This window comes from Parapedobacter sp. GCM10030251 (genome assembly GCF_042666505.1).
Lineage (GTDB): Bacteria > Bacteroidota > Bacteroidia > Sphingobacteriales > Sphingobacteriaceae > Parapedobacter.
On the sequence record NZ_JBHTDN010000001.1, the window covers coordinates 1,026,953 to 1,047,493 of the forward strand.

The window sequence follows — 20,541 nt, forward strand, 5'->3', positions numbered from 1 at the left end:
TTGATGCCTTGAGACAATTGCGTAAAAAATTGAGTTAATAACGATACACATGTTAGAAAAGATTATCAAGTTTAGCATTACTAATAAACTTATTATTGGCATGTTGACGCTGATGTTGGTTATCTGGGGGATTTGGAGCGCATCTAAGCTGCCGATTGACGCAGTTCCCGATATCACAAATAATCAGGTACAGATCATCACCATCTGCCCCACGTTGGCGGGGCAAGAGGTGGAGCAATTGGTAACTTTCCCAATTGAGCAAAGCATTGCCAATGTGCCCGATTTGGAAGAAATTCGAAGTATATCCCGCTTTGGGTTGTCGGTTATTACGGCTGTATTTGCCGAAAATGTCGACGTCTATTTTGCCCGGCAGCTTATCAACGAGCGGTTGCAGGAAGCGACTGACCAAATTCCGGATGGGATTGGCAAGCCTGAACTTGCTCCGGTGAGTACCGGGCTTGGCGAAGTATACCAATATATTCTACACCCCAAGAAGGGGAGCGAAGGCAAATATACGGCTACCGATCTCCGGACCATGCAGGATTGGATTGTCGCCCGTCAGCTGCGGGGTACGCCCGGTGTCGCCGAAATCAATAGTTTCGGCGGATTGCTTAAGCAATACGAGGTAGCGGTGAATCCCGACCGGCTAAAGGCAATGGGGGTGAGCATTCCCGAAATTTTTGCTGCATTGGAAAGCAATAATCAGAATACCGGCGGCGCCTACATCGACAAAAAACCCAATGCTTATTTCATCCGGGGAATCGGTCTGGTCGGATCGCTGGCCGATATCGGCAGCATCGTGGTCAAGCGCCCGGCCAACAGTGTCCCGGTATTTGTCAAGGACGTAGCCGATGTGCGGTTAGGCAATGCCATACGCTATGGAGCCCTTACCTACAATGGCGAAGTCGATGCCGTGGGAGGAGTGGTGATGATGCTGAAAGGCGAAAATAGCAACGAAGTGGTAAACCGAATTAAACAAAAAATTCCCACCATCCAACAGTCGTTGCCCGAGGATGTGGTTATTGAGCCGTATCTGGATCGCACGGAGTTGGTTGGCCGAGCCATATCGACGGTGGAAAAGAACCTTGTCGAAGGGGCGTTGATCGTTATTTTTGTGTTGGTTCTTTTTCTGGGAAACCTGCGTGCCGGACTGATTGTGGCTTCCGCCATTCCGCTAGCCATGCTGTTTGCTTTGGGGATGATGCGTCTATTCGGAGTCAGTGCCAACCTAATGAGCCTCGGAGCCATAGATTTCGGCTTAATTGTCGACGGGTCAGTGATCGTGGTCGAAGCCACTCTCCATCATCTGGGGCTTCGTAAGTCGGTACATAAACTTACCCAACGTGAAATGGATCAGGAGGTTTACGAATCGGCGTCGAAAATCCGGGCTACGGCAGCCTTCGGCGAAATCATCATCCTCATTGTCTACATTCCCATATTGACGCTGGTCGGCATTGAAGGGAAAATGTTCCGTCCGATGGCAATGACCGTGGGGTTCGCAATATTGGGTGCCTTGGTTTTGTCGCTCACTTATATACCCATGATGTGCGCCTTGTTGTTGCCCAAAACATGGAATAAAAAAGCGACGTTTTCAGACCGCATGATGGCGTATCTTCACCGGATATACGAGCCGCTGCTTGCCAAAGCCATCCGTATTAAGTATGTGCTGATCGGCGGAACCGTAGCCGTATTTGCACTGTCGGTTTTTGTGTTTTCACGAATGGGAAGCGAGTTTATTCCGAACCTTGACGAAGGGGATTTTGCCTTCCATTGTATTTTGCCGCAGGGAACTTCGTTAAGTCAAAGTATGGAAACATCCATGCAGGCTTCACGGATTTTGAAGGGATTTGATGAAGTAAAAATGGTGGTTGGTAAAACCGGTGCGGCCGAAGTGCCTACCGATCCCATGCCGCCGGAAGCTACGGACATGATGATTATTCTGAAATCGCGGAATCAGTGGCCGGCAGCCAAAAGTTATCAGGAATTGGCCGGCGAAATGATGGAAGCGTTGGAGGTTATTCCGGGTGTATTCTTCGAAGCCAATCAACCTATCCAGATGCGTTTCAATGAATTGATGACCGGAATCCGTCAGGACGTGGCGGTCAAGATTTTCGGTGAGAATTTGGATACATTACGGGTTTATGCCGATCGTGTGTCGGCAATCATCGGACAGGTGCCGGGAACGACTACACCGCAGGTGGAACGTATCGCCGGATTGCCCCAGATCAATGTGGTTTACGACCGGACGCGCATTGCCAATTACGGGCTGAACGTTTCCGACCTGAACGATATCCTAAGTACGGGCTTTGCGGGTAAACGAGCGGGGATGGTCTTTGAAAATGAACGGCGGTTCGATTTGGTGGTCCGTCTGGACAGCATCCATCGCACATCGATTGACGATGTCCGTAACCTCTGGGTGCCGCTTCCAGATGGCCGTCAGGTGCCACTTTCACAGCTTGCGGATATTTCTGTCAAGATCGGTCCCGCGCAAATCAGTCGTGAAGAAGGAAAACGGCGGATTGTCATCGGTTTCAACCTGGACGGCCGGGACGTTGGGAGTGTCGTTTCCGAAATCCAGGATCGATTGAATCAGCAGGTGAAGCTGCCACCGGGGTACTATTATACGTACGGTGGTATGTTCGAAAACCTGCAGGAAGCGTCACAGCGCCTGTTAGTTGCGGTGCCGGCTTCGCTGCTATTGATTTTTATATTGCTTTATTTCACTTTTCACTCCTTTTCGCAAGCGATTTTAATCTTTACAGCGATTCCCATGAGTGCCATTGGAGGTGTGTTTGCCTTACTGATCCGCGATATGCCATTCAGTATTTCCGCTGGAATCGGCTTTATCGCCTTGTTCGGTGTGGCGGTACTGAATGGCATCGTGTTAATCGGTACATTCAATCAGTTGCGGAAAGAAGGAATGACCGATGCCGTCCGGCGGATAGTGGAAGGTACCCGCATCCGTTTGCGGCCGGTATTGATGACCGCTACGGTAGCCAGTTTGGGATTCCTTCCCATGGCGCTCAGTACATCGGCGGGGGCCGAAGTACAGCGGCCGTTGGCAACGGTAGTTATCGGCGGATTGGTGACTGCAACTTTTCTGACCTTGTTTGTGCTCCCTCTTTTATATGTTCTTTTTAGTACCCGGTCATTTCGGAAAAAGGCCGGCGGGCGAGTCGGAATTTGGCTTTTTGCGTGGTTGATCCCGCTGGGGGTATGGCCGGAAACCGCGGCGGCGGAAAACAGCCAGGATACCGTGCTAACGGAAGCAATGGCAGTGAAACTGGCGATCGAGAACAACAGCCGGATGCGTGCATCGGAGCTCCGTGTGGACGCGGCCACCGTACAAAAAGGCAGTGTGCTCGAATTGCCGAAGACCCAGGTAACGGGGCAATTCGGTCATTTCAACAGTCCGGAAAAAGACAACGCGCTGGAAATTTCACAATCCATTCCGTTTCCCACGGTGTTTGGCGCCCGGGCAAAAAATTACGAAGCGGCGCGAAAGGGAGCTGAAATCCAGCGGGACATTTCCATAGCCGAATTGCAGAAAGAGGTACGGTCGGCTTATCACGAGGTCCGCTATCTGCAGCAACGGCAGCAACGGCTACTGCGCCTGGATACGTTGTTTGCACGGTTTGTCGCAGCGGCAAAGCTCCGGTATCAAGCGGGCGATAGTGGTCAGATTGCCGTGAGTATGGCAGAAACCAAACGGAGTGAGGTTCGGCTGTTAGTATTGGAAAACGACATCCGGCTTCGAAACTCAAGGAAAGAATTGTTTACCCTCATCAACGACGGCCAACCGTGGACCGTACCGGATGATATTCCGTTCCTTCCTATACCGTTAACGCAAATGCCAGATCCTTCTATCGGAGTCGCTCATCCGCTTATCCGCCAATATCAACAGCAAGCAGAAATAGCGTTGGGTAACAAACGGCTAGAGCTCGCCAACGCACTGCCCGACTTTTCGGTGGGCTACGGTAATCAATCGCTGGTTGGAACGTATGACCGAGCCGGGCAACCCGAACGTTACGGTCGGGACAAGCGGTTCAGCTACCTCACGGTGGGTGTTGATATTCCATTGACCTTCGGAGCCAGTCGTGCCCGGCTTCGTCAACTTGACTACGAAGCCGAAGCGGCCAAGGCGGAGGCGAACAATCAGACTCAACAGATGAAAACGCGCATTGAGCAGGAGCTTGCAAATTACGGCCTTGCCACGGAGCGGTATCAATACCTAGATCAAGAAGCGCTTCCGAATGCGGCGAAGCTCCTTCAAGGCGCCGAATTGGGATATCGCATCGGTGAGCTTTCCTATATTGAATACCTCAATGCACTACAGGTCGTAACCGACACCGAGTTAGCTCATCTGCAGGCCATCGATGCCATAAATCAAACCGTTATAACCCTGCAATATTACCTTAATCAGAATTAATAATCATGAAATCACTTTCGATCAAATGGATAGCGTTGCTTACATTAGTTGCCGCCTGTGGGGGACCGCGCAGTGAGCACGATGAACACGAACACGCACATAACGAACAGGAAGCCGAAAACACCGTCGCCTCCGTAACCGAAGAACAGATGAAGAGTATCGGTTTGCAGCTAGGGAACATCGAACGGAAGGCGTTGACGGCAACGTTACGCGTTAACGGCACGGTAAACGTACCGAACGCGAATAAAGCGGTAATCACCTCCCTTTATGGCGGGGTAATCAAAAAATTGAATGTGGATGTGGGAGACGCTGTAAAAAAAGGGGAAGTGATTGCTACACTGGTGCACCCCCAATTTATTGAATTGCAGGAAGAATACTTGAATTTAACGGATCAGTTGTCGTTAGCCGAGCAAGAGCGTAACCGGCAGCAACTCCTGACTGAAGGAAATGTTGGTGCTCGAAAAAATCTGCAACAGGCTGATGTTGAGTACAATAAGCTGAAAACCCGGCAAACGTCATTGCGTGCTCAACTGGAATTGATGGGAGTGGATGTAAGTTCCATCAATCCATCTCACCTGTGGAGCACACTCTCGATTACCAGTCCGGTAAATGGTGTGGTTGGCGAAGTGTTTGGCAAGCAAGGAAGTTTTGTAGACGTTTCGACCCCGTTGGCAGAGGTGATAGAAAGTAGTCGGCTGCATGTGGATCTGAATGTTTTTGAAAAAGACCTTCCGGCCTTGAAGGTAGGGCAGCAGATTCATTTTGTGCAAACAAATAATCCGGCAAAAAACTACGACGCGCAGATCTATGCCATTGGAGCCGCGTTTGAGAACGACAGCAAGTCTATTCCGGTCCACTGTACCGTGAACGGCGACAAAACCGGATTAATCGATGGCATGAACGTTTCTGCGTTGATCAGCTTGGACAAGGCTATGCATACAGCGGTGCCCAACGAAGCGATTGTTGATGCGCAGGGGAAAAGCTATATTTTCCTTGTCGCCGACAAGTCGGCAGATTCACCAGCACATGAGGGGCAGAGGGCAGTCGATTTCGAGCGTATCGAGGTAGTAACGGGTGCAAGCGACATGGGATATACCGCAATCACGCCGGCTCGTACAGTTGACGGAAATAACCGGATTGTGGTAAAAGGAGCATTTTTTGTCAACGCCATCCTTGCAGGAACTGCAGGTCATTCACATTAGAACAATTTTTCACTCGGACCTCTTACATCAAGTCCGAGTGCTTTATTGAGTTGTTCGATGAAATATGCAGACAGAAGGGGGGACTCCAGTTCGACGTTTTGGTGGACAAAGAAATACAGCGATTGCAGACCGGCATCGTACCATTCCTGAATACGTGTTACCCAATCATCCAGCCGTTTTTTATCGGTTGGGTGATTGGCTCCCACATACCGGATAAACGCCGTGGGTGTGGTGAGCCGCATGTGCAGCATGTCGCGTCGGCCGGCCGTATCCACAAGTACGTTGGCCGCCTCCTGGCTTTCGAGTAATGTCCAAAGCTTCTGCCGCACGGATTCGTCCGCAAACCATTCTTCGTTTCGTACTTCAACGGCAAGTGGTGTCAACTTGGCGAATTTCTTGATAAAGGTAGCCAAGCGGTCAAAGTCCTTCGGTTTGAAATTGTCGTGCAACTGCAGAAAACTTACGCCGAGCTTTTCCTCAAACAGCGCTATAGCATCGCAAAAAGCGGTCATTTTTTCATCGACATTCAAAAGCCTCCCGTAATGACTGATGGATTGCGGTACTTTGGGGAAAAATTTGAAGTCGGCCGGTGTCTTACCCTTCCAGGTTTCTACCTGTGCTTTATCGGGCGAGTTGTAGAAGGTGCCGTTAAGCTCGATGCTATTAAATTGGGTCGCATAATAGACCAACTCGTCTTTTGTGCCGCGCGGGTAAAAACCTTTAAGGTCCTGTTTATTCCATTTTGCACAGCCTACGTATACCTCCAGATCGCGTTTCTTTTTCTTGTGCTTGTCCAATAAGGTCAAGGTATCCGGGTGGGTGGGTGGCAACGTAAAGTCAACGGCTGTCGGGTCTTCTACACTTCCGAACTTCATGATGGAATTGTTTTAATGCTTAAAATGCCTCACGCCTGTAATAACCATTGCCACGCCCTTTTTGTTGGCCATGTCGACAGATTCCTGGTCACGGATGGATCCACCGGGCTGTGCAATGGCAGTAATACCTGCTTCTGCCGCTATTTCCACACAATCGGAAAACGGAAAAAACGCATCGGAAGCAAGGACTGCACCGTGTAGATCGAAGCCGAATGCTTTCGCTTTCTGAATCGCCTGTTTCAGGGCATCAACACGGGAAGTCTGACCCACACCGCTGGCAGACAGTTGGCCATCTTTCGCCAATACGATGGCATTGGATTTCGTATGTTTTACAATTTTGTTGGCAAAAAACAAGTCATTTAATTCCCTTTCCGAGGGGTGTTTATCGGTAACGGGGTTCATCTCGCCGGGACCTTCTATTACCGTATCTTTGTCTTGTTCGATTACGCCATTCAACAATGTTTTGAACTGTTTGGTTGGCAGGCCAATTTGCTTGCGTTTGAGCAGAATACGGTTTTTCTTAGATGTAAGGAGGCGCAATGCGGATTCGCTGTATGCCGGAGCGATCAGCACTTCAAAAAATAGCTTATTGATTTCCTGTGCGGTATCTTCGTCGATTTCCCCATTACAGATAATCACACCACCGAATGCCGAAACAGGGTCACAGGCTAAGGCATCTATCCATGCCGACAGAAGATCGGACCGGGTTGCAACACCGCAGGCGTTAGTGTGCTTTAGGATAGCAAATGTAGGTTCTTCAAACTCATCGATGAGTGCTACCGCGGCATCTACATCTACCAAATTATTATAGGAAAGCTCCTTGCCGTTAAGTTTATCGAAAAGCCTATCGAGGTCGCCATAAAATACACCCTTTTGATGGGGGTTTTCGCCGTAGCGGAGTACTTGAGTTCGCTGTTCGCTCTGTTTAAATACCGGGAGAGGCTCGCTTTGGTTAAAGTAATTGAAAATGGCCGTATCGTAATGCGAAGAAACGTTGAAAGCCCGTTTGGCGAAATCCTTCCGGTGCTCCAAAAACGTATAACCTTCATTTTCGGTAAGGATGTCTGCCAAGCGGGTGTAGTCGTCTTTCGAGGCGACGATTACCACGTCATTGAAATTTTTGGCAGCTGCACGAATCAGGGAAATCCCACCGATATCGATTTTTTCGATAATGGCCTGTTCATTTGCGTCTGAAGCCACGGTTTCCTCAAACGGATAGAGGTCGACAATTACCAGATCGATCTCCGGTATCTCATATTCATTTAGCTGTTGTTTGTCGGATTCGAGAGGGCGGCGGGATAAGATACCCCCAAATACTTTTGGGTGCAGGGTTTTTACACGTCCTCCCAGGATGGACGGGTATCCGGTGAGGTCTTCTACCGGTACAACCGCGTGTCCCAATTCGCGGATAAAAGACTCCGTGCCCCCCGTGGAATAAAAGGTGACACCCTGCTGGTTTAATAGTTCAATCAATGGCGCGAGACCGTCTTTGTAATAGACGGATATCAAAGCATTTTTAATTTTGACGGGATGGCTCATTCGCTATTCAGCTATTTTAGTTTACGAGTCGCAAACTTAGCTAATTTTGCGGAAAGTAAAAGCCTTTTATTCGCATGGAATGTTTGTGCCGGCGATGCGCCAAACGAGCATGGATCTACATTTTCCTTAGCAGATTCTCGATGATTTTTGGATAATGCACATGTTCCAGCTGTTGTCCCTTGAATTTAATGATTTCCAGCGTATCTCCGGGGTCAATCCGGAACCGTGCCTGATAGATAATTTCACCTTCATCGAAGTGCTCATTTGCAAAATGGATCGTGATGCCTGATTCCTCTTCGCCGGCATCTAATATGGCTTGATGCACACGGTCTCCATACATGCCCTTGCCGCCATAATCAGGCAATAAGGCGGGATGGATGTTGATGATTTTATTGGGGAACTTTTGTAATAAATTCCTGGGAACCAACCATAGGAATCCAGCCAATACAATTAGGTCTATTTTCAGTTTTTCCAGAAGCTTGACGATTTCGTCGGTCTCATAAAAATCATGCCTGTCAAAGACATGGGTAGGAACCTCGAAATTATCGGCCCGCTGTAATACATAGGCATCCGGGCTATTGCTTAATACAAGGGCCACCTCAATCTGGTCATGGTATTTGAAATATTCCATGATTTTTTGAGCGTTCGACCCCGAGCCGGAAGCAAATATGGCAATTCGTTTTTTCACTTTTTTATACGCTTGTAGATGCACATTCCGTTGACTGCATCCAAATGTAATGAATTACTTGTTAAATCCATATGAACATGTAAATTGCCCCTGTTTGCAGTGCTGCGCACGAGATGAGCATTCCCTTGTTTTACAGCGGCAAAAATAGCCTTTTCTATCATATTAGAACAAAAAAGGAAATCCAGGGAACTACAAACAAGCGAACTCGGTGACCGAATAGATGTACCTTCTACATTAGAATTGTGACAGCTTATTTTTGCTTTTGTTAATACAATTTCTTAAAAAAAGCAATTTCATTGAAAAAATGATTAGAAAATATATAAATTGTTGCGAATATCAATATTTTATTTGTTACTTTGCAATCTTATAGTTATAACGAATATTTAACTGTCTATTTTATGTGTGGAATCATTGGTGCTTTTGACTTGAAAACAAAGTCGGAAGAATTGCGCCCCCAAGTGTTGAAGATGTCGAAAAAGATTCGTCATCGTGGGCCGGATTGGTCGGGGATATATAGCTCTGAGCGAGCTATTTTAGCGCATGAACGTTTAGCAATTGTTGATCCAAAATCTGGCCAGCAACCTCTGTACAGCCAAAATCGAAACGTTGTGCTGGCCGTGAATGGGGAGATTTATAATCACCAGCAATTGCGCAATGAATTGCCTAATTATGCGTTTTCCACGCAATGCGACAGCGAGGTGATTTTAGCGTTATACGAGCAAAAAGGTCCAGGATTCATTGAAGATCTGAACGGCATTTTTGCTTTTGCACTGTACGACGCAGAGCAGGACGCTTACTTAATAGCCCGGGATCACATCGGAATTATTCCTTTGTATATGGGATGGGATGATCAAGGAACGCTTTTCGTTGCTTCCGAATTGAAAGCTTTAGAGGGGTACTGCAGTCGGATCGAAACGTTCCCTCCGGGACATTATCTTTACAGCAAAGAAGGCAATACGCCCCGTAAGTGGTACATACGGGATTGGGAGCGGTATGACAATGTAAAGGAAAATGTTACCGATATAGATGCGTTGCGCAAATCATTGGAAGATGCGGTGCATAGGCAACTTATGTCGGACGTGCCCTATGGCGTGTTGTTGTCGGGCGGTTTGGATTCTTCTGTGATCGCAGCCGTTACAAAGAAATTTGCTTCCCGTCGGGTTGAGTCGAACGATCAAGAGAAAGCGTGGTATCCGCGTTTGCATTCGTTTGCGGTGGGATTGAAGGGGTCGCCGGACCTGATAGCAGCCAAGAAAGCTGCCGACCATATCGGTACCATTCATCACGAAATTAATTTCACGATCCAGGAAGGACTCGATGCCATCCGGGATGTTATTTATCATTTGGAGACTTACGACGTCACAACAATCCGTGCGTCGACGCCCATGTACCTCCTTGCCCGCGTGATCAAATCAATGGGAATCAAAATGGTGCTCTCCGGCGAAGGGTCCGATGAATTATTCGGCGGGTATCTTTATTTTCACAAGGCCCCTAACGCACAGGAGTTTCATGAAGAGACCGTCCGCAAGTTGAGCAAGTTACATTTGTATGATTGTCTGCGCGCGAACAAGTCGCTGGCTGCATGGGGAGTGGAAGGGCGTGTTCCCTTTTTGGACAAGGAATTTGTCGATGTTGCCATGCGGTTAAACCCAGCCGATAAAATGATCCGGGATGGGAGGATGGAGAAGTGGATTGTACGCAAGGCGTTCGAAGATTATTTACCGGAGAGCATCGCTTGGCGTCAGAAAGAACAGTTTTCTGACGGAGTAGGATACAGCTGGATCGACACGTTGAAGGAGCAGGCCGCTTTGCGCGTAAGCGACGAGGAGCTTGCCGCGGCAGCGGAGCGCTTCCCGGTGAACCCACCCCAAAATAAGGAAGAATATCTGTATCGGTCGATATTTACCGAACACTTTCCTTCTACTACCGCAGCACTGACTGTGCCGTCGGTCAAGTCGGTGGCGTGCAGTACGCCGGAAGCATTGGCTTGGGACGCCTCGTTCCAGAATGTGAACGATCCATCCGGACGTGCCGTGGCTAGTGTGCATAATGAAAGTTATGAAAAGTCGGTTGTTGGTTTAAATGAAATTGAAGGGTGATTGAAAATTGAAAATTTCAGTTTGACGTGTTGGTTGTTGAAAATTGATAGAGACCGTTAGCGACTAATTGTCAATTGACCAAAATAAAAAGGCCGGAATGCGTTGTGAGCTTTCCGGCCTTTTGAATTTTCAATCTTTGAGTTTTCAATTTTACAAAGGTCTTATCCAAATATTGCGGAAGCTTACTGGGTTTCCGTGGTCTTGTAATACGATGGGACCAGCGCCATGGGCTTTGTACTTGGGGATGCCGATGAATTCCGTTGGGCCATCCAATTCGACGTTATTCTGTACAAGTACGCCGTTGTGCAGGACCGTTACACGGGCTTTGCTGATCAGGATGCCATCGGCGTTGAAACGCGGCGCGGTCCAGATAATGTCGTAGGTTTGCCATTCGCCCGGAGGTTTAGTGGCATTTACCAATGGAATACGTTGTTTATAAAGACTGGCTGCCTGCCCGTTAGAATACGTGCGGTTGTTGTAGCTGTCCAATACTTGTACTTCGTAGAGACCTTGCATAAAGATGCCGCTGTTGCCTCTGCCTTGCCCTTCGCCGACAATTTCAGTTGGGCTTTTCCATTCTACGTGCAGTTGATAATCCGAAAATTCCTGCTTGGTGCGTATACCGCCTTTGCCGCGCACTACTGTAAAAGCGCCGTCGGCCACTTCCCATTCCGCAGGAGAGGAGCCGTCTTTATCGCTTACCCACTGGTTTAGCGATGCCCCATCGAAAAGTACGATCGCGTCTGACGGAGCTTTGTCAGGTGACGTCGTAACCATACGCGGTTCCGGTTCCCAAACTTCGGTTTCTTCGGGTTTCATTTTGTTCTGTTGCGCCAGGGCTGGAATTGCCAGCAATGTGACCAACCCAGCGGAAATAAACGATTTGATATTCATCTTACTATTAATTATAACTTTTTGTTTTACACTTACTCATAAGTCACATCCTCACTTACCCACTGGTTCCTCACTCAAATGCATTGATGCCTGTTATGTCCATTCCCGTGATCAACAAATGAATGTCGTGCGTACCTTCGTAAGTCACCACAGATTCCAGGTTCATCAGGTGCCGCATTATCGGGTATTCACCCGTAATACCCATGGCGCCCAAAATTTGCCGGGCTTCCCGGGCTATGTTTAAGGCGGTGGCGACACTATTCCGCTTGGCCATGGAAATTTGGGCAGGCGTGGCACGTTGTTCGTTTTGAAGCGTAGCAAGGCGCCAAACCAATAACTGCCCCTTGGTAATTTCGGTAAGCATTTCCGCCAGTTTTTTCTGTTGCAGCTGGAAGCCACCGATAGGCTTACCGAATTGTTCGCGTTCCCGGGCATACCGAACCGCTGTCGTGTAGCAGTCCATCGCAGCACCGAGTGCTCCCCAAGCGATACCATACCGTGCCTGATTCAGGCAACTCAGCGGCCCGCGCATGCCGATTACGCCGGGCAGGATATGGGTTTTGGGTACGCGTACGTTGTCGAACACCAATTCCCCGGTAGCGGAAGCCCGAAGGCTCCATTTGTTGTGCGTTTCCGGCGTATTGAATCCCTCCATGCCCCGTTCTACAATCAGTCCTTGGACCTTCCCCTCCGGGTTTTTTGCCCACACGACGGCGATATCGGCAAACGGCGCATTGGATATCCACATTTTTGAGCCATTCAGTACGACGTGGTCGCCGGCATCCTCGAAACGGGTAAGCATACCTGCCGGGTTGGAACCATGGTTAGGTTCGGTCAGGCCGAAGCAGCCTATTTGGTCACCGTTGGCCAGTTTGGGGAGGTACGTTGATTTTTGTTCCTCACTTCCGTAGGTGTAGATGGGATACATAACGAGCGATCCCTGGACAGAAGCCGTGGAACGAATGCCGGAATCGCCTCGTTCAAGTTCTTGCATCATGATGCCGTAGGCGAGGTAGTCCAATCCAGCTCCCCCATATGCTTCCGGTATCGTTGGTCCAAATACGCCCAGTCGAGCCATGCCTGGAATTAGGTGCCGCGGAAACTCCGCACGCTGGGCATAGTCTTCGATGATGGGCAGCAACTCCTGGTTTACCCATTGCCGGACACTGTCGCGGATAAGCAAATGCTCTTCGCTGACCAGTTCATCCAGCAGGTAATAATCCGGTGCGGTATATTGGCTCATATTTGTATACTCGGCGTACAAGTATAGGGATAAAAGTTGATTTTGAGAACAGGTCGGTGAATGAACCGCTGAAGTTCATCATCCGTGAATGAAAGTAATGGGAAAAGTGCGTAAAAGTGAGTGCTTTTCGTTATTATTGTTCCGTTATCTAAACAGACAGAAGCCGAATGAACTACCTTTTACCTGCCGATTTTAATTGTAGTAAAGAAGTCCGTAAAATAATCGAGCAAAAGTTGGCCGCACTGGATGCAATAGCCGATGAATTACCTGTTTTCATCGTTCACGACGTGCGGGATTTTTCGGTTGTATACCTTTCGCCGAATGGGTTAAAGTTACTGGGGACGGACCTGAAAGAGGTAAGGCGGATGGGAAAGGAATACCTCACTAGATTTTTCAATCCGGATGATGTGGCATTTTACCTTCCTAAATTTAAGGAACGGCTGAAGACGGGGAATAGGTCCAAGTGGTTTTCCTTTTTTCAGCAAGTGACCACAGGTGAAGGACGAGGTTTCGAGTGGTATTTGAGTGCGGCGCGGCCGTTTTTTTACGACGAAGCTGGAGAGCCGCTGCTTTCGCTTACGTTTGCGCTGCAGCTGGACCCTAACCATCACTTGGCGGAAAAGGCAGAGCGGCTTATGGAGGAGAACTTGTTGCTGAAGGATAATTACCAGCGTTACGCATCGCTGACAGCTCGTGAAAAGGAACTGTTGCAATACATTGCCTCGGGTGTGAAAACAGCGGAAATCAGCGACCGGGTTTGTATTTCCCAAAAGACGCTAAATACGCACCGACGGAATATCAAGAAGAAGCTCGGTGTTAAGACACATTACGATATGATCAAATTCGCCCAGGCATTTAATCTGGTTTAGGGAGGCAGGCATGGTCGTGATGGATCGCTTGCAAAGGTGTTTGAATTCACGTAGGTTTGCTTGATGGAAACGATCCGTCAATACGTAACCCTGGCCGATATGCGCTTTTATGCGTTTCATGGGTATTATCCCGAGGAGCAGGTACTGGGAAATGAATTTACCGTAGCGATCCGAACGGGATTTAACCGAAGGAAAGGAATGGAGGAGGAGCTTGATAATACGGTAAACTACGAAACCTTATATCACATTGCCAAATCCGAAATGCAGCTGCCCCGGAAATTACTTGAAACCGTTGTCGAAACAATGCTTATGCGCATTCGAAGCGAATTTCCGCTGGCAGATGAAATCGAAGTCGCAATTTACAAGAACCAACCGCCTTTTGGGGCCGATCGCGCTAAGGCGGGGGTTTCGATGCGGTGGGAGCTTGACGGCTAGGCCAAGACAAATCGCCAATTTTTTGATGTGTTTGTGTCATAATGACATGTGTATTTTGTGTGATAATGTCAAAAAGTCGCTAAAATTTTTTTTTGTGCGGTTGGTATATATTTTGGAGAAAACTTACCAAAGTTTTAAACAAAAATATATAGGAGGAGATAATTATGACATTGGTAAAATTTTCAGGAAACAAAAACAGGGGAGTGGACAATTGGGTAAATGATTTTTTCAATCCCATTTTTAATGACTCATTCTTGTCCGATCGATTTATTTCTCGTGTGCCGGCCGTGAATGTGGCGGAGACGAGTGATGCTTACCATATAGAATTAGCCGCACCGGGGCTGGAAAAAGGCGACTTTAAAATCAACGTGGACGGTGATGTCTTGACTATTTCCGGCGAGAAGAAGACCGAGAGCACGGATGAGAATAAGAAATACAGCAAGCGTGAATACAGCTACACTTCCTTTACTCGGTCCTTCACGTTGCCCGAGAGCATTGATCACAACCGCATTGACGCCAACTATAAAGACGGTGTGCTGAAAGTGGCGATAGGCAAGAAGGAGGAGGCAAAAGTAGCTTCACGGTTGATTGAAGTAAAATAAAACCGATCAAAGAAAGAACAAAAGACAGAAAAAGCCCATGGACGTTAATTCCGTGGGCTTTTTCCTTTAGCGACTATGACGTTATCTCTTGATAATCTTCACCTTTGGGCAACTGTTCCACAATGTCTTGCCATTCAGAAGGCAAAACCGTTAACTTACGTTTCCCAATGTCCATCCACGCGCCGTCTACCGTAACAATCGCGCACTTTGTGCCATCGGACCGGTATATCTCGTGCCGGAAGGAAAACCGCGAATTCACTGTATTATATTTGGTCATCACAACCGTAACCTTGACCAAGTCATTGAGGTGTATTTCTCGTAAATATACCAACTCCTCGCGGAACAGCACCGGTCCGATATTCGACTCTGCAATCTTGTCGAGAGAAAGCCCCATATCCCTAAGCATGTTACTTCGGGCCTGCGCACAAAGGTCGGCATATGCCGAGTGGCGGAGGTGCCTGTTTGCATCAATCTGAGCCCAAATGATCTGCCCTTCGTAGAAAACATTTTCCATGATTCAAACATAACAATAAAATGCGGAAACCAAGATGGGCGTTTTTTTGTTTAAGAAAACGATGCTGAAATTTACCGAGCGGGGCATATACTGCCCCATAGCCGACGTTTATATCGATCCTTGGGAACCTGTGGAAAAGGCCATCGTGACCCACGGGCACAGCGATCATGCCCGGTGGGGAATGGGGCGCTATCTCTGCCACCCACATACGGCTCCCATCCTGCGATTGCGATTGGGAGCGGATATTACGATTCAGGTATTGGATTACGGAGAGCGGCTCACGATCAATGGCGTGCACATCAGCCTACATCCTGCTGGGCATATCATCGGTTCTGCCCAGGTACGGGTGGAATACAAGGGAGAAGTATGGGTTGTCTCGGGGGATTACAAGCTTACCGATGATGGGCTTAGCGTTCCCTATGAACCGGTACGCTGTCACCATTTCGTCACCGAATCGACATTCGGATTGCCGGTTTATCAATTTCCAAACCCCAGGGTGGTCTTTCAGGACATCAACACGTGGTGGAAACACAACGCCGGCGAAGGCGTAAACAGCGTGCTCTTGGGTTATGCCTTAGGCAAATCGCAGACTATACTGAAGCACCTGGATACAACCATCGGTTCGGTATTCCTTCACGGGGCGGTGGCCAACGTAAATGGGGCGCTGAATGAAATCGGCTACGAGTTCCCGGGCGAGCGCATCACTACCGATACTGACCGGAAAGCGATAGTTGGTGCTATCATCGTGGCTCCGCCATCTGCACTCGGTTCGCCTTGGCTTAAGAAATTAACGCCGTATCGAATCGCCTTGTGCAGTGGCTGGATGCAGCTTCGCGGAGCGCGCAGGCGTCGCGGGGTCGACCGCGGTTTTGTGCTTTCTGACCATTGTGACTGGAGACAGCTGAATGACGCTATTGCTGCCACGGGAGCTCATACGATCTATGTAACGCACGGCTACGAAGGACCTTTTGCCCGGTGGCTACGCGAAGAAAAAGGACTGCAGGCAAAGGAAGTTCACCTGCAGGGCTCCGAAACAGGGGAGGAAGATTTATGAGGCGATTCACTGACTTGTTTGCGGCCATCGACCGGACGACAAAAACCAACGAGAAAATCGCAGCTATCGTTGACTACCTTGCAGGCGGCGACGATCGAAGTAACCTATACGCCGTAGCGTTACTGACCGGCAATCGGCCGAAACGGCCGGTAACGACCGGCGAACTCAAGGCGTGGGCAGCCGAAATGGCTGGAATACCCGACTGGCTATTCGAAGAATCCTATCACATTGTCGGGGATCTGGCCGAGGCCATCGCGTTGGTCCTTCCGCCAGACCCTCTTTCCGGAAGCGATTATCAGCTAACGGACATAATTGACGAGTTATCGCTACTGCCGAGAAAAAACGACGAACAGAAAAAGGAGATCATTACCGGATATTGGCGGCACCTGGACAAGGATGAGCGATTTATCTTTACAAAACTAATTACCGGGAATTTTCGGATTGGCGTATCCCGCCAATTGGTTATAAAAGCGCTTTCCAACCACCTAGGTATGGATGAAGCTGCGGTGGCACATCGCCTGATGGGTAAATGGATTCCGGCAATGGAAACCATGGCATCATTATTTTCGGAATCCGCCTCGGGTACCCGTGATTTCCAACCTTATCCCTTCTACCTCGCCTATCAATTAGATGCCCCGGCGGAGACACTCGGCAATATCGGTGACTGGTACATTGAGAAAAAATTGGACGGCATACGGGGTCAGATCATCGTGCGCAACAACCAACTATTTGTGTGGAGCAGGGGAGAAGATTTGCTGACGGATAAATTTCCGGAATTCACCAGGCTGAGCCAGTCTTTGCCCGACGGAACAGTCATCGACGGGGAAATCATTCCTTGGCAGGGCGGGCGACCCTTGTCTTTTCAACTCATGCAGACACGCATCGGGAGGAAGAACCTATCTCAAAAGTCGCTCCGCGAGGCACCCTTGGTGATGGTTTGCTACGACCTGCTGGAGTGGAAGGGCGAAGACATCCGCGACATGCCGATGCGCTACCGTCGCAACCTTCTTGAAACCTTGTTTTCCTCACCGACGTTTGCCCATGATGTATTGTTGCTGTCGGAAATCATGCCGTTCAACAACTGGGCGGAAGTAGCCGTTTTTCGCCAGCACGCACGTGATTTTCATTGTGAGGGCGTCATGCTCAAACGTCGCGACAGTGCTTATGGCAACGGTCGTCGAAGGGGAAACTGGTGGAAATGGAAAACCGAACCGCTGACGGCAGATGGCGTGCTGATCTATGCGCAAAGTGGTCATGGGCGCCGGGCAAACCTGTATACGGATTATACGTTTGCCGTATGGGACGAAACCGGAACGTTGGTGCCTTTCGCCAAAGCGTATTCGGGGCTCACCGACAAAGAGATTGTGGAATTGGATAGCTGGATTAAACGGAATACAACTGAACGCTTCGGCCCGGTACGCAGCGTGACGCCGTACCATGTCTTTGAGATCGCTTTTGAGGGAATCCAACAAAGTAGTCGGCATAAATCAGGCGTGGCATTACGTTTTCCCCGCATCCTGCGGTGGCGACGAGACAAGACACCCGAAAGTGCAAATACCAAAGCTGATTTGCTGCAGCTCATTGCGGCGGTCAATGGATGAAATTGTACCTTTGTAGACCGACCAGCATTACTGGCAAGAGATTAAAAGCGAACCACTAACGTAAGGAAACCCATATCATTGAATACATTCGCCGAAACTTGGTTCTTCAATCAACAGTGGCAACCCCACCGCTTCCAGCAGGAAACTTGGTCGGCCATTGCCAAGGGGCGGTCGGGGCTACTGAATGCACCCACAGGATATGGGAAAACCTTCGCTGTTTGGTTCGGTGTACTTCAGCGCTATTATCGGAAAGAGCGGCGAAAAAAAGGGCTTCACTGTTTGTGGGTCACTCCGTTACGGGCGCTTTCTGCAGAAATACTCCAAGCAACCCGTACGGTAAGCGACGACCTGGAGCTCGATTACCGAATTGGATTGCGCACCGGCGATACCGGTGCTGCCGAACGGCAACGGCAGAAAACTTCAGCACCGCAGGCACTTATTACTACCCCCGAAAGTATCCATTTGTTAATGGCATCAAAAGGTTACCACGAGTATTTCAGCGGGCTGGAGTTTGTAGTGATCGACGAGTGGCATGAATTAATGGGCAGCAAACGGGGCGTGTTGGTAGAGCTTGCCCTTAGCAGGCTTCGTGCGATCTGTCCCAATCTGCAGGTGTGGGGAATCTCCGCTACCATTGGCAATCTCGAAGAAGCCATGGAAATCCTGTTGGGTGGGAAGGACAAAGGTACGTTGGTTCGTGCCAGGCTGAAAAAGGACATTCACATGGAAACCTTGCTACCCGACGTCTTGGAACGCTTTCCGTGGGCGGGTCATCTGGGTACGACGATGATTGACAAGGTGTTACCCATCATCGATGCTCATCAGTCTACCTTGCTGTTTACCAATACCCGCTCGCAGGCAGAGATCTGGTACCATCGATTGTTGGATGCTGCACCGCAGCTCGCCGGCGCGTTGGCCATCCACCACGGATCGCTCAGCGATGAATTACGCCTGTGGGTGGAAGATGCGCTGCATCGCGGAATACTTAAGGCGGTTGTATGCACGAGCAGCCTCGACCTAGGAGTAGATTTCCGGCCGGTAGACTGTGTGGTGCAGATCGGGTCGCCCAAAGGTGTCGCTCGATTTGTACAGCGCGCCGGCAGAAGTGGCCACCGCCCAGGCGAAACGAGTAAAATCTATTTCCTCCCTACGCACTCCTTGGAAATTATGGAGGGGGCAGCGATCCGATATGCGGTACATCATCAATTGCTGGAGCAGCGGCTGCCCTACGTTCGCTCGTTTGACGTACTGTTGCAGTACATGGTCACACTGGCGGTATCCGATGGCTTTCGTGCGGATGAACTATATAACGAGATTAAGCAAACCCACTGCTTTTCTTCCATCAACCGCGATGAATTTGACGAATGCCTGCTGATGGTGACCCAGGGCGGCCGCACACTGGATACGTACGAAGAGTTTCACAAAGTAGTCATAGATAGCGGTGTGTATAAAGTGACCAGCAAGCGTGTTGCCATGCGGCATCGGCTGAGTATCGGGGCCATTGTGTCCGATATGATGATGCGCGTAAAGTTCCTGAGTGGCAAATACCTTGGTACCATCGAGGAATGGTTCATCTCCCGTCTGCAACCCGGCGATACGTTCTGGTTTTCGGGACGGCTGCTTGAACTGGTACGGGTAAAGGACATCCAGGCTATTGTCCGGCCGGCCGCCGGTAAAAAAGGCGCTGTCCCATCGTGGATGGGCGGCCGATTCCCCATATCGGATAATTTCGGGGCAGCGCTTCGGCATACGTTTACCGAGATTCACCGGAAGAGCAGCAGCCTTCCCACAGAGCTGCGGTACCTACAACCTCTTTTTGCCGAACAGCGCCGGGTTTCGGCGCTACCGGGGGAAGACGAATTGCTGGTGGAATACATTTATACCCGCCACGGCTATCACTTGTTTGTTTACCCGTTTGAGGGAAAGTTGGTGCACGAGGGCATGGCGGCTGTAGTGGCGTATCGGCTGAGCAGCATCCGGAGAGCGACCTTCAGCATCGCCAGTAACGAATATGGTTTTGAGCTGCTCTGCGATGACCCGCTGCCGTTGGATGAAGCACTGCAAGCGGGGTTGTTTTCAACCGCAAAACTATTCGACGATATACGGAGTGGTATCAACATTCGGGAGATGGCACGACGCAAGTTCCGTGACATCGCCGGAATCGCGGGTCTCGTGTTCCAGGGGTATCCGGGTAAGCCGATGAAAACAAAACATATACAAGCCAATTCAGGCTTGTTTTTTTCGGTATTCGAGGAATATGATTCTGGAAATCTGCTGCTCCGGCAAGCTTACGATGAAGTATATGACTTCCAATTAGAGGCCTCTCGCATGCACAAAGCATTCGAGCGGATCAGCACGCATCGCATCGTTGTGCAACGGCCGGATCAGCTCACGCCGTTTGCCTTTCCCGTATTTGCCGAGTCATTCCGTGAGCGGTACAGCAATGAAGATTGGCAGGCTCGGTTAGAGAAATTGAAAACCCAATTGGAGACATAGC

General features: G+C 49.4%; 15 protein-coding genes. 9 read left to right on the plus strand and 6 right to left on the minus strand.

The window, feature by feature from the left end:
• The first annotated feature begins 49 nt into the window (after window positions 1-49).
• The gene (locus ACFQRK_RS04595; protein ID WP_379004111.1) at window positions 50-4,429 is read left to right on the plus strand and encodes a CusA/CzcA family heavy metal efflux RND transporter; all 4,380 of its coding nucleotides are present in this window, start codon (window positions 50-52) and stop codon (window positions 4,427-4,429) included.
• A gap of 5 nt (window positions 4,430-4,434) precedes the next feature.
• A complete protein-coding gene (locus ACFQRK_RS04600; protein WP_379004113.1) occupies window positions 4,435-5,631 on the plus strand; it encodes an efflux RND transporter periplasmic adaptor subunit in 1,197 nt (398 codons plus the stop codon).
• On the opposite strand, the gene ACFQRK_RS04605 is transcribed toward ACFQRK_RS04600, so the two are convergent.
• The 3 genes from ACFQRK_RS04605 to purN form a co-directional block, all read right to left on the minus strand.
• Window positions 5,628-6,506 carry a DUF72 domain-containing protein gene (locus tag ACFQRK_RS04605; RefSeq protein ID WP_379004115.1) on the minus strand — a complete coding sequence of 293 codons (879 nt, stop codon included), beginning with the start codon at window positions 6,504-6,506 and terminating at the stop codon, window positions 5,628-5,630. The genes ACFQRK_RS04600 and ACFQRK_RS04605 overlap by 4 nt on opposite strands.
• 12 nt (window positions 6,507-6,518) lie before the next feature.
• Entirely contained in the window at window positions 6,519-8,045 is a 1,527-nt protein-coding gene (gene purH / locus ACFQRK_RS04610; protein WP_379004117.1) for a bifunctional phosphoribosylaminoimidazolecarboxamide formyltransferase/IMP cyclohydrolase, read from the minus strand.
• Window positions 8,046-8,160: 115 nt separating this feature from the next.
• Entirely contained in the window at window positions 8,161-8,733 is a 573-nt protein-coding gene (purN, locus tag ACFQRK_RS04615; protein ID WP_379004119.1) for a phosphoribosylglycinamide formyltransferase, read from the minus strand.
• Between the two features lie 398 nt (window positions 8,734-9,131).
• Between purN and asnB the strand changes: the two genes are divergently transcribed.
• Window positions 9,132-10,832: an asparagine synthase B gene (gene asnB / locus ACFQRK_RS04620; RefSeq protein ID WP_379004121.1), complete on the plus strand. Its 1,701-nt coding sequence runs from the start codon at window positions 9,132-9,134 to the stop codon at window positions 10,830-10,832.
• A 150-nt stretch (window positions 10,833-10,982) separates the two neighbouring features.
• Here asnB and ACFQRK_RS04625 read toward each other — a convergent pair whose 3' ends face one another.
• Together ACFQRK_RS04625 and ACFQRK_RS04630 are read right to left on the minus strand one after the other, a co-directional pair.
• Window positions 10,983-11,726, minus strand: a complete 744-nt coding sequence (locus ACFQRK_RS04625; protein ID WP_379004123.1) for a DUF1080 domain-containing protein — start codon at window positions 11,724-11,726, stop codon at window positions 10,983-10,985.
• Window positions 11,727-11,796: 70 nt separating this feature from the next.
• Window positions 11,797-12,969 carry an acyl-CoA dehydrogenase family protein gene (locus tag ACFQRK_RS04630; protein ID WP_379004125.1) on the minus strand — a complete coding sequence of 391 codons (1,173 nt, stop codon included), beginning with the start codon at window positions 12,967-12,969 and terminating at the stop codon, window positions 11,797-11,799.
• A 167-nt stretch (window positions 12,970-13,136) separates the two neighbouring features.
• On the opposite strand from ACFQRK_RS04630, the gene ACFQRK_RS04635 reads away from it, so the two are divergent.
• From ACFQRK_RS04635 to ACFQRK_RS04645, 3 genes are all read left to right on the plus strand, one after another.
• Window positions 13,137-13,838 (plus strand): LuxR C-terminal-related transcriptional regulator, encoded by a 702-nt coding sequence (locus ACFQRK_RS04635; protein ID WP_379004127.1) that lies wholly within the window; start codon window positions 13,137-13,139, stop codon window positions 13,836-13,838.
• Window positions 13,839-13,901: 63 nt separating this feature from the next.
• Window positions 13,902-14,273 (plus strand): dihydroneopterin aldolase, encoded by a 372-nt coding sequence (locus ACFQRK_RS04640; RefSeq protein WP_379004129.1) that lies wholly within the window; start codon window positions 13,902-13,904, stop codon window positions 14,271-14,273.
• 164 nt (window positions 14,274-14,437) lie between these two features.
• The gene (locus ACFQRK_RS04645; RefSeq protein ID WP_379004131.1) at window positions 14,438-14,875 is read left to right on the plus strand and encodes an Hsp20/alpha crystallin family protein; all 438 of its coding nucleotides are present in this window, start codon (window positions 14,438-14,440) and stop codon (window positions 14,873-14,875) included.
• Between the two features lie 73 nt (window positions 14,876-14,948).
• On the opposite strand, the gene ACFQRK_RS04650 is transcribed toward ACFQRK_RS04645, so the two are convergent.
• A complete protein-coding gene (locus ACFQRK_RS04650) occupies window positions 14,949-15,389 on the minus strand; it encodes an acyl-CoA thioesterase (RefSeq protein ID WP_379004133.1) in 441 nt (146 codons plus the stop codon).
• Window positions 15,390-15,450: 61 nt separating this feature from the next.
• On the opposite strand from ACFQRK_RS04650, the gene ACFQRK_RS04655 reads away from it, so the two are divergent.
• From ACFQRK_RS04655 to ACFQRK_RS04665, 3 genes are all read left to right on the plus strand, one after another.
• A complete protein-coding gene (locus ACFQRK_RS04655) occupies window positions 15,451-16,443 on the plus strand; it encodes a ligase-associated DNA damage response exonuclease (RefSeq protein ID WP_379004135.1) in 993 nt (330 codons plus the stop codon).
• Entirely contained in the window at window positions 16,440-18,044 is a 1,605-nt protein-coding gene (locus ACFQRK_RS04660) for an ATP-dependent DNA ligase (protein ID WP_379004137.1), read from the plus strand. Before ACFQRK_RS04655 ends, ACFQRK_RS04660 begins: the two co-directional genes overlap by 4 nt.
• 78 nt (window positions 18,045-18,122) lie before the next feature.
• Window positions 18,123-20,540, plus strand: a complete 2,418-nt coding sequence (locus tag ACFQRK_RS04665) for a ligase-associated DNA damage response DEXH box helicase (RefSeq protein WP_379004139.1) — start codon at window positions 18,123-18,125, stop codon at window positions 20,538-20,540.
• Window position 20,541: the final 1 nt, after the last annotated feature.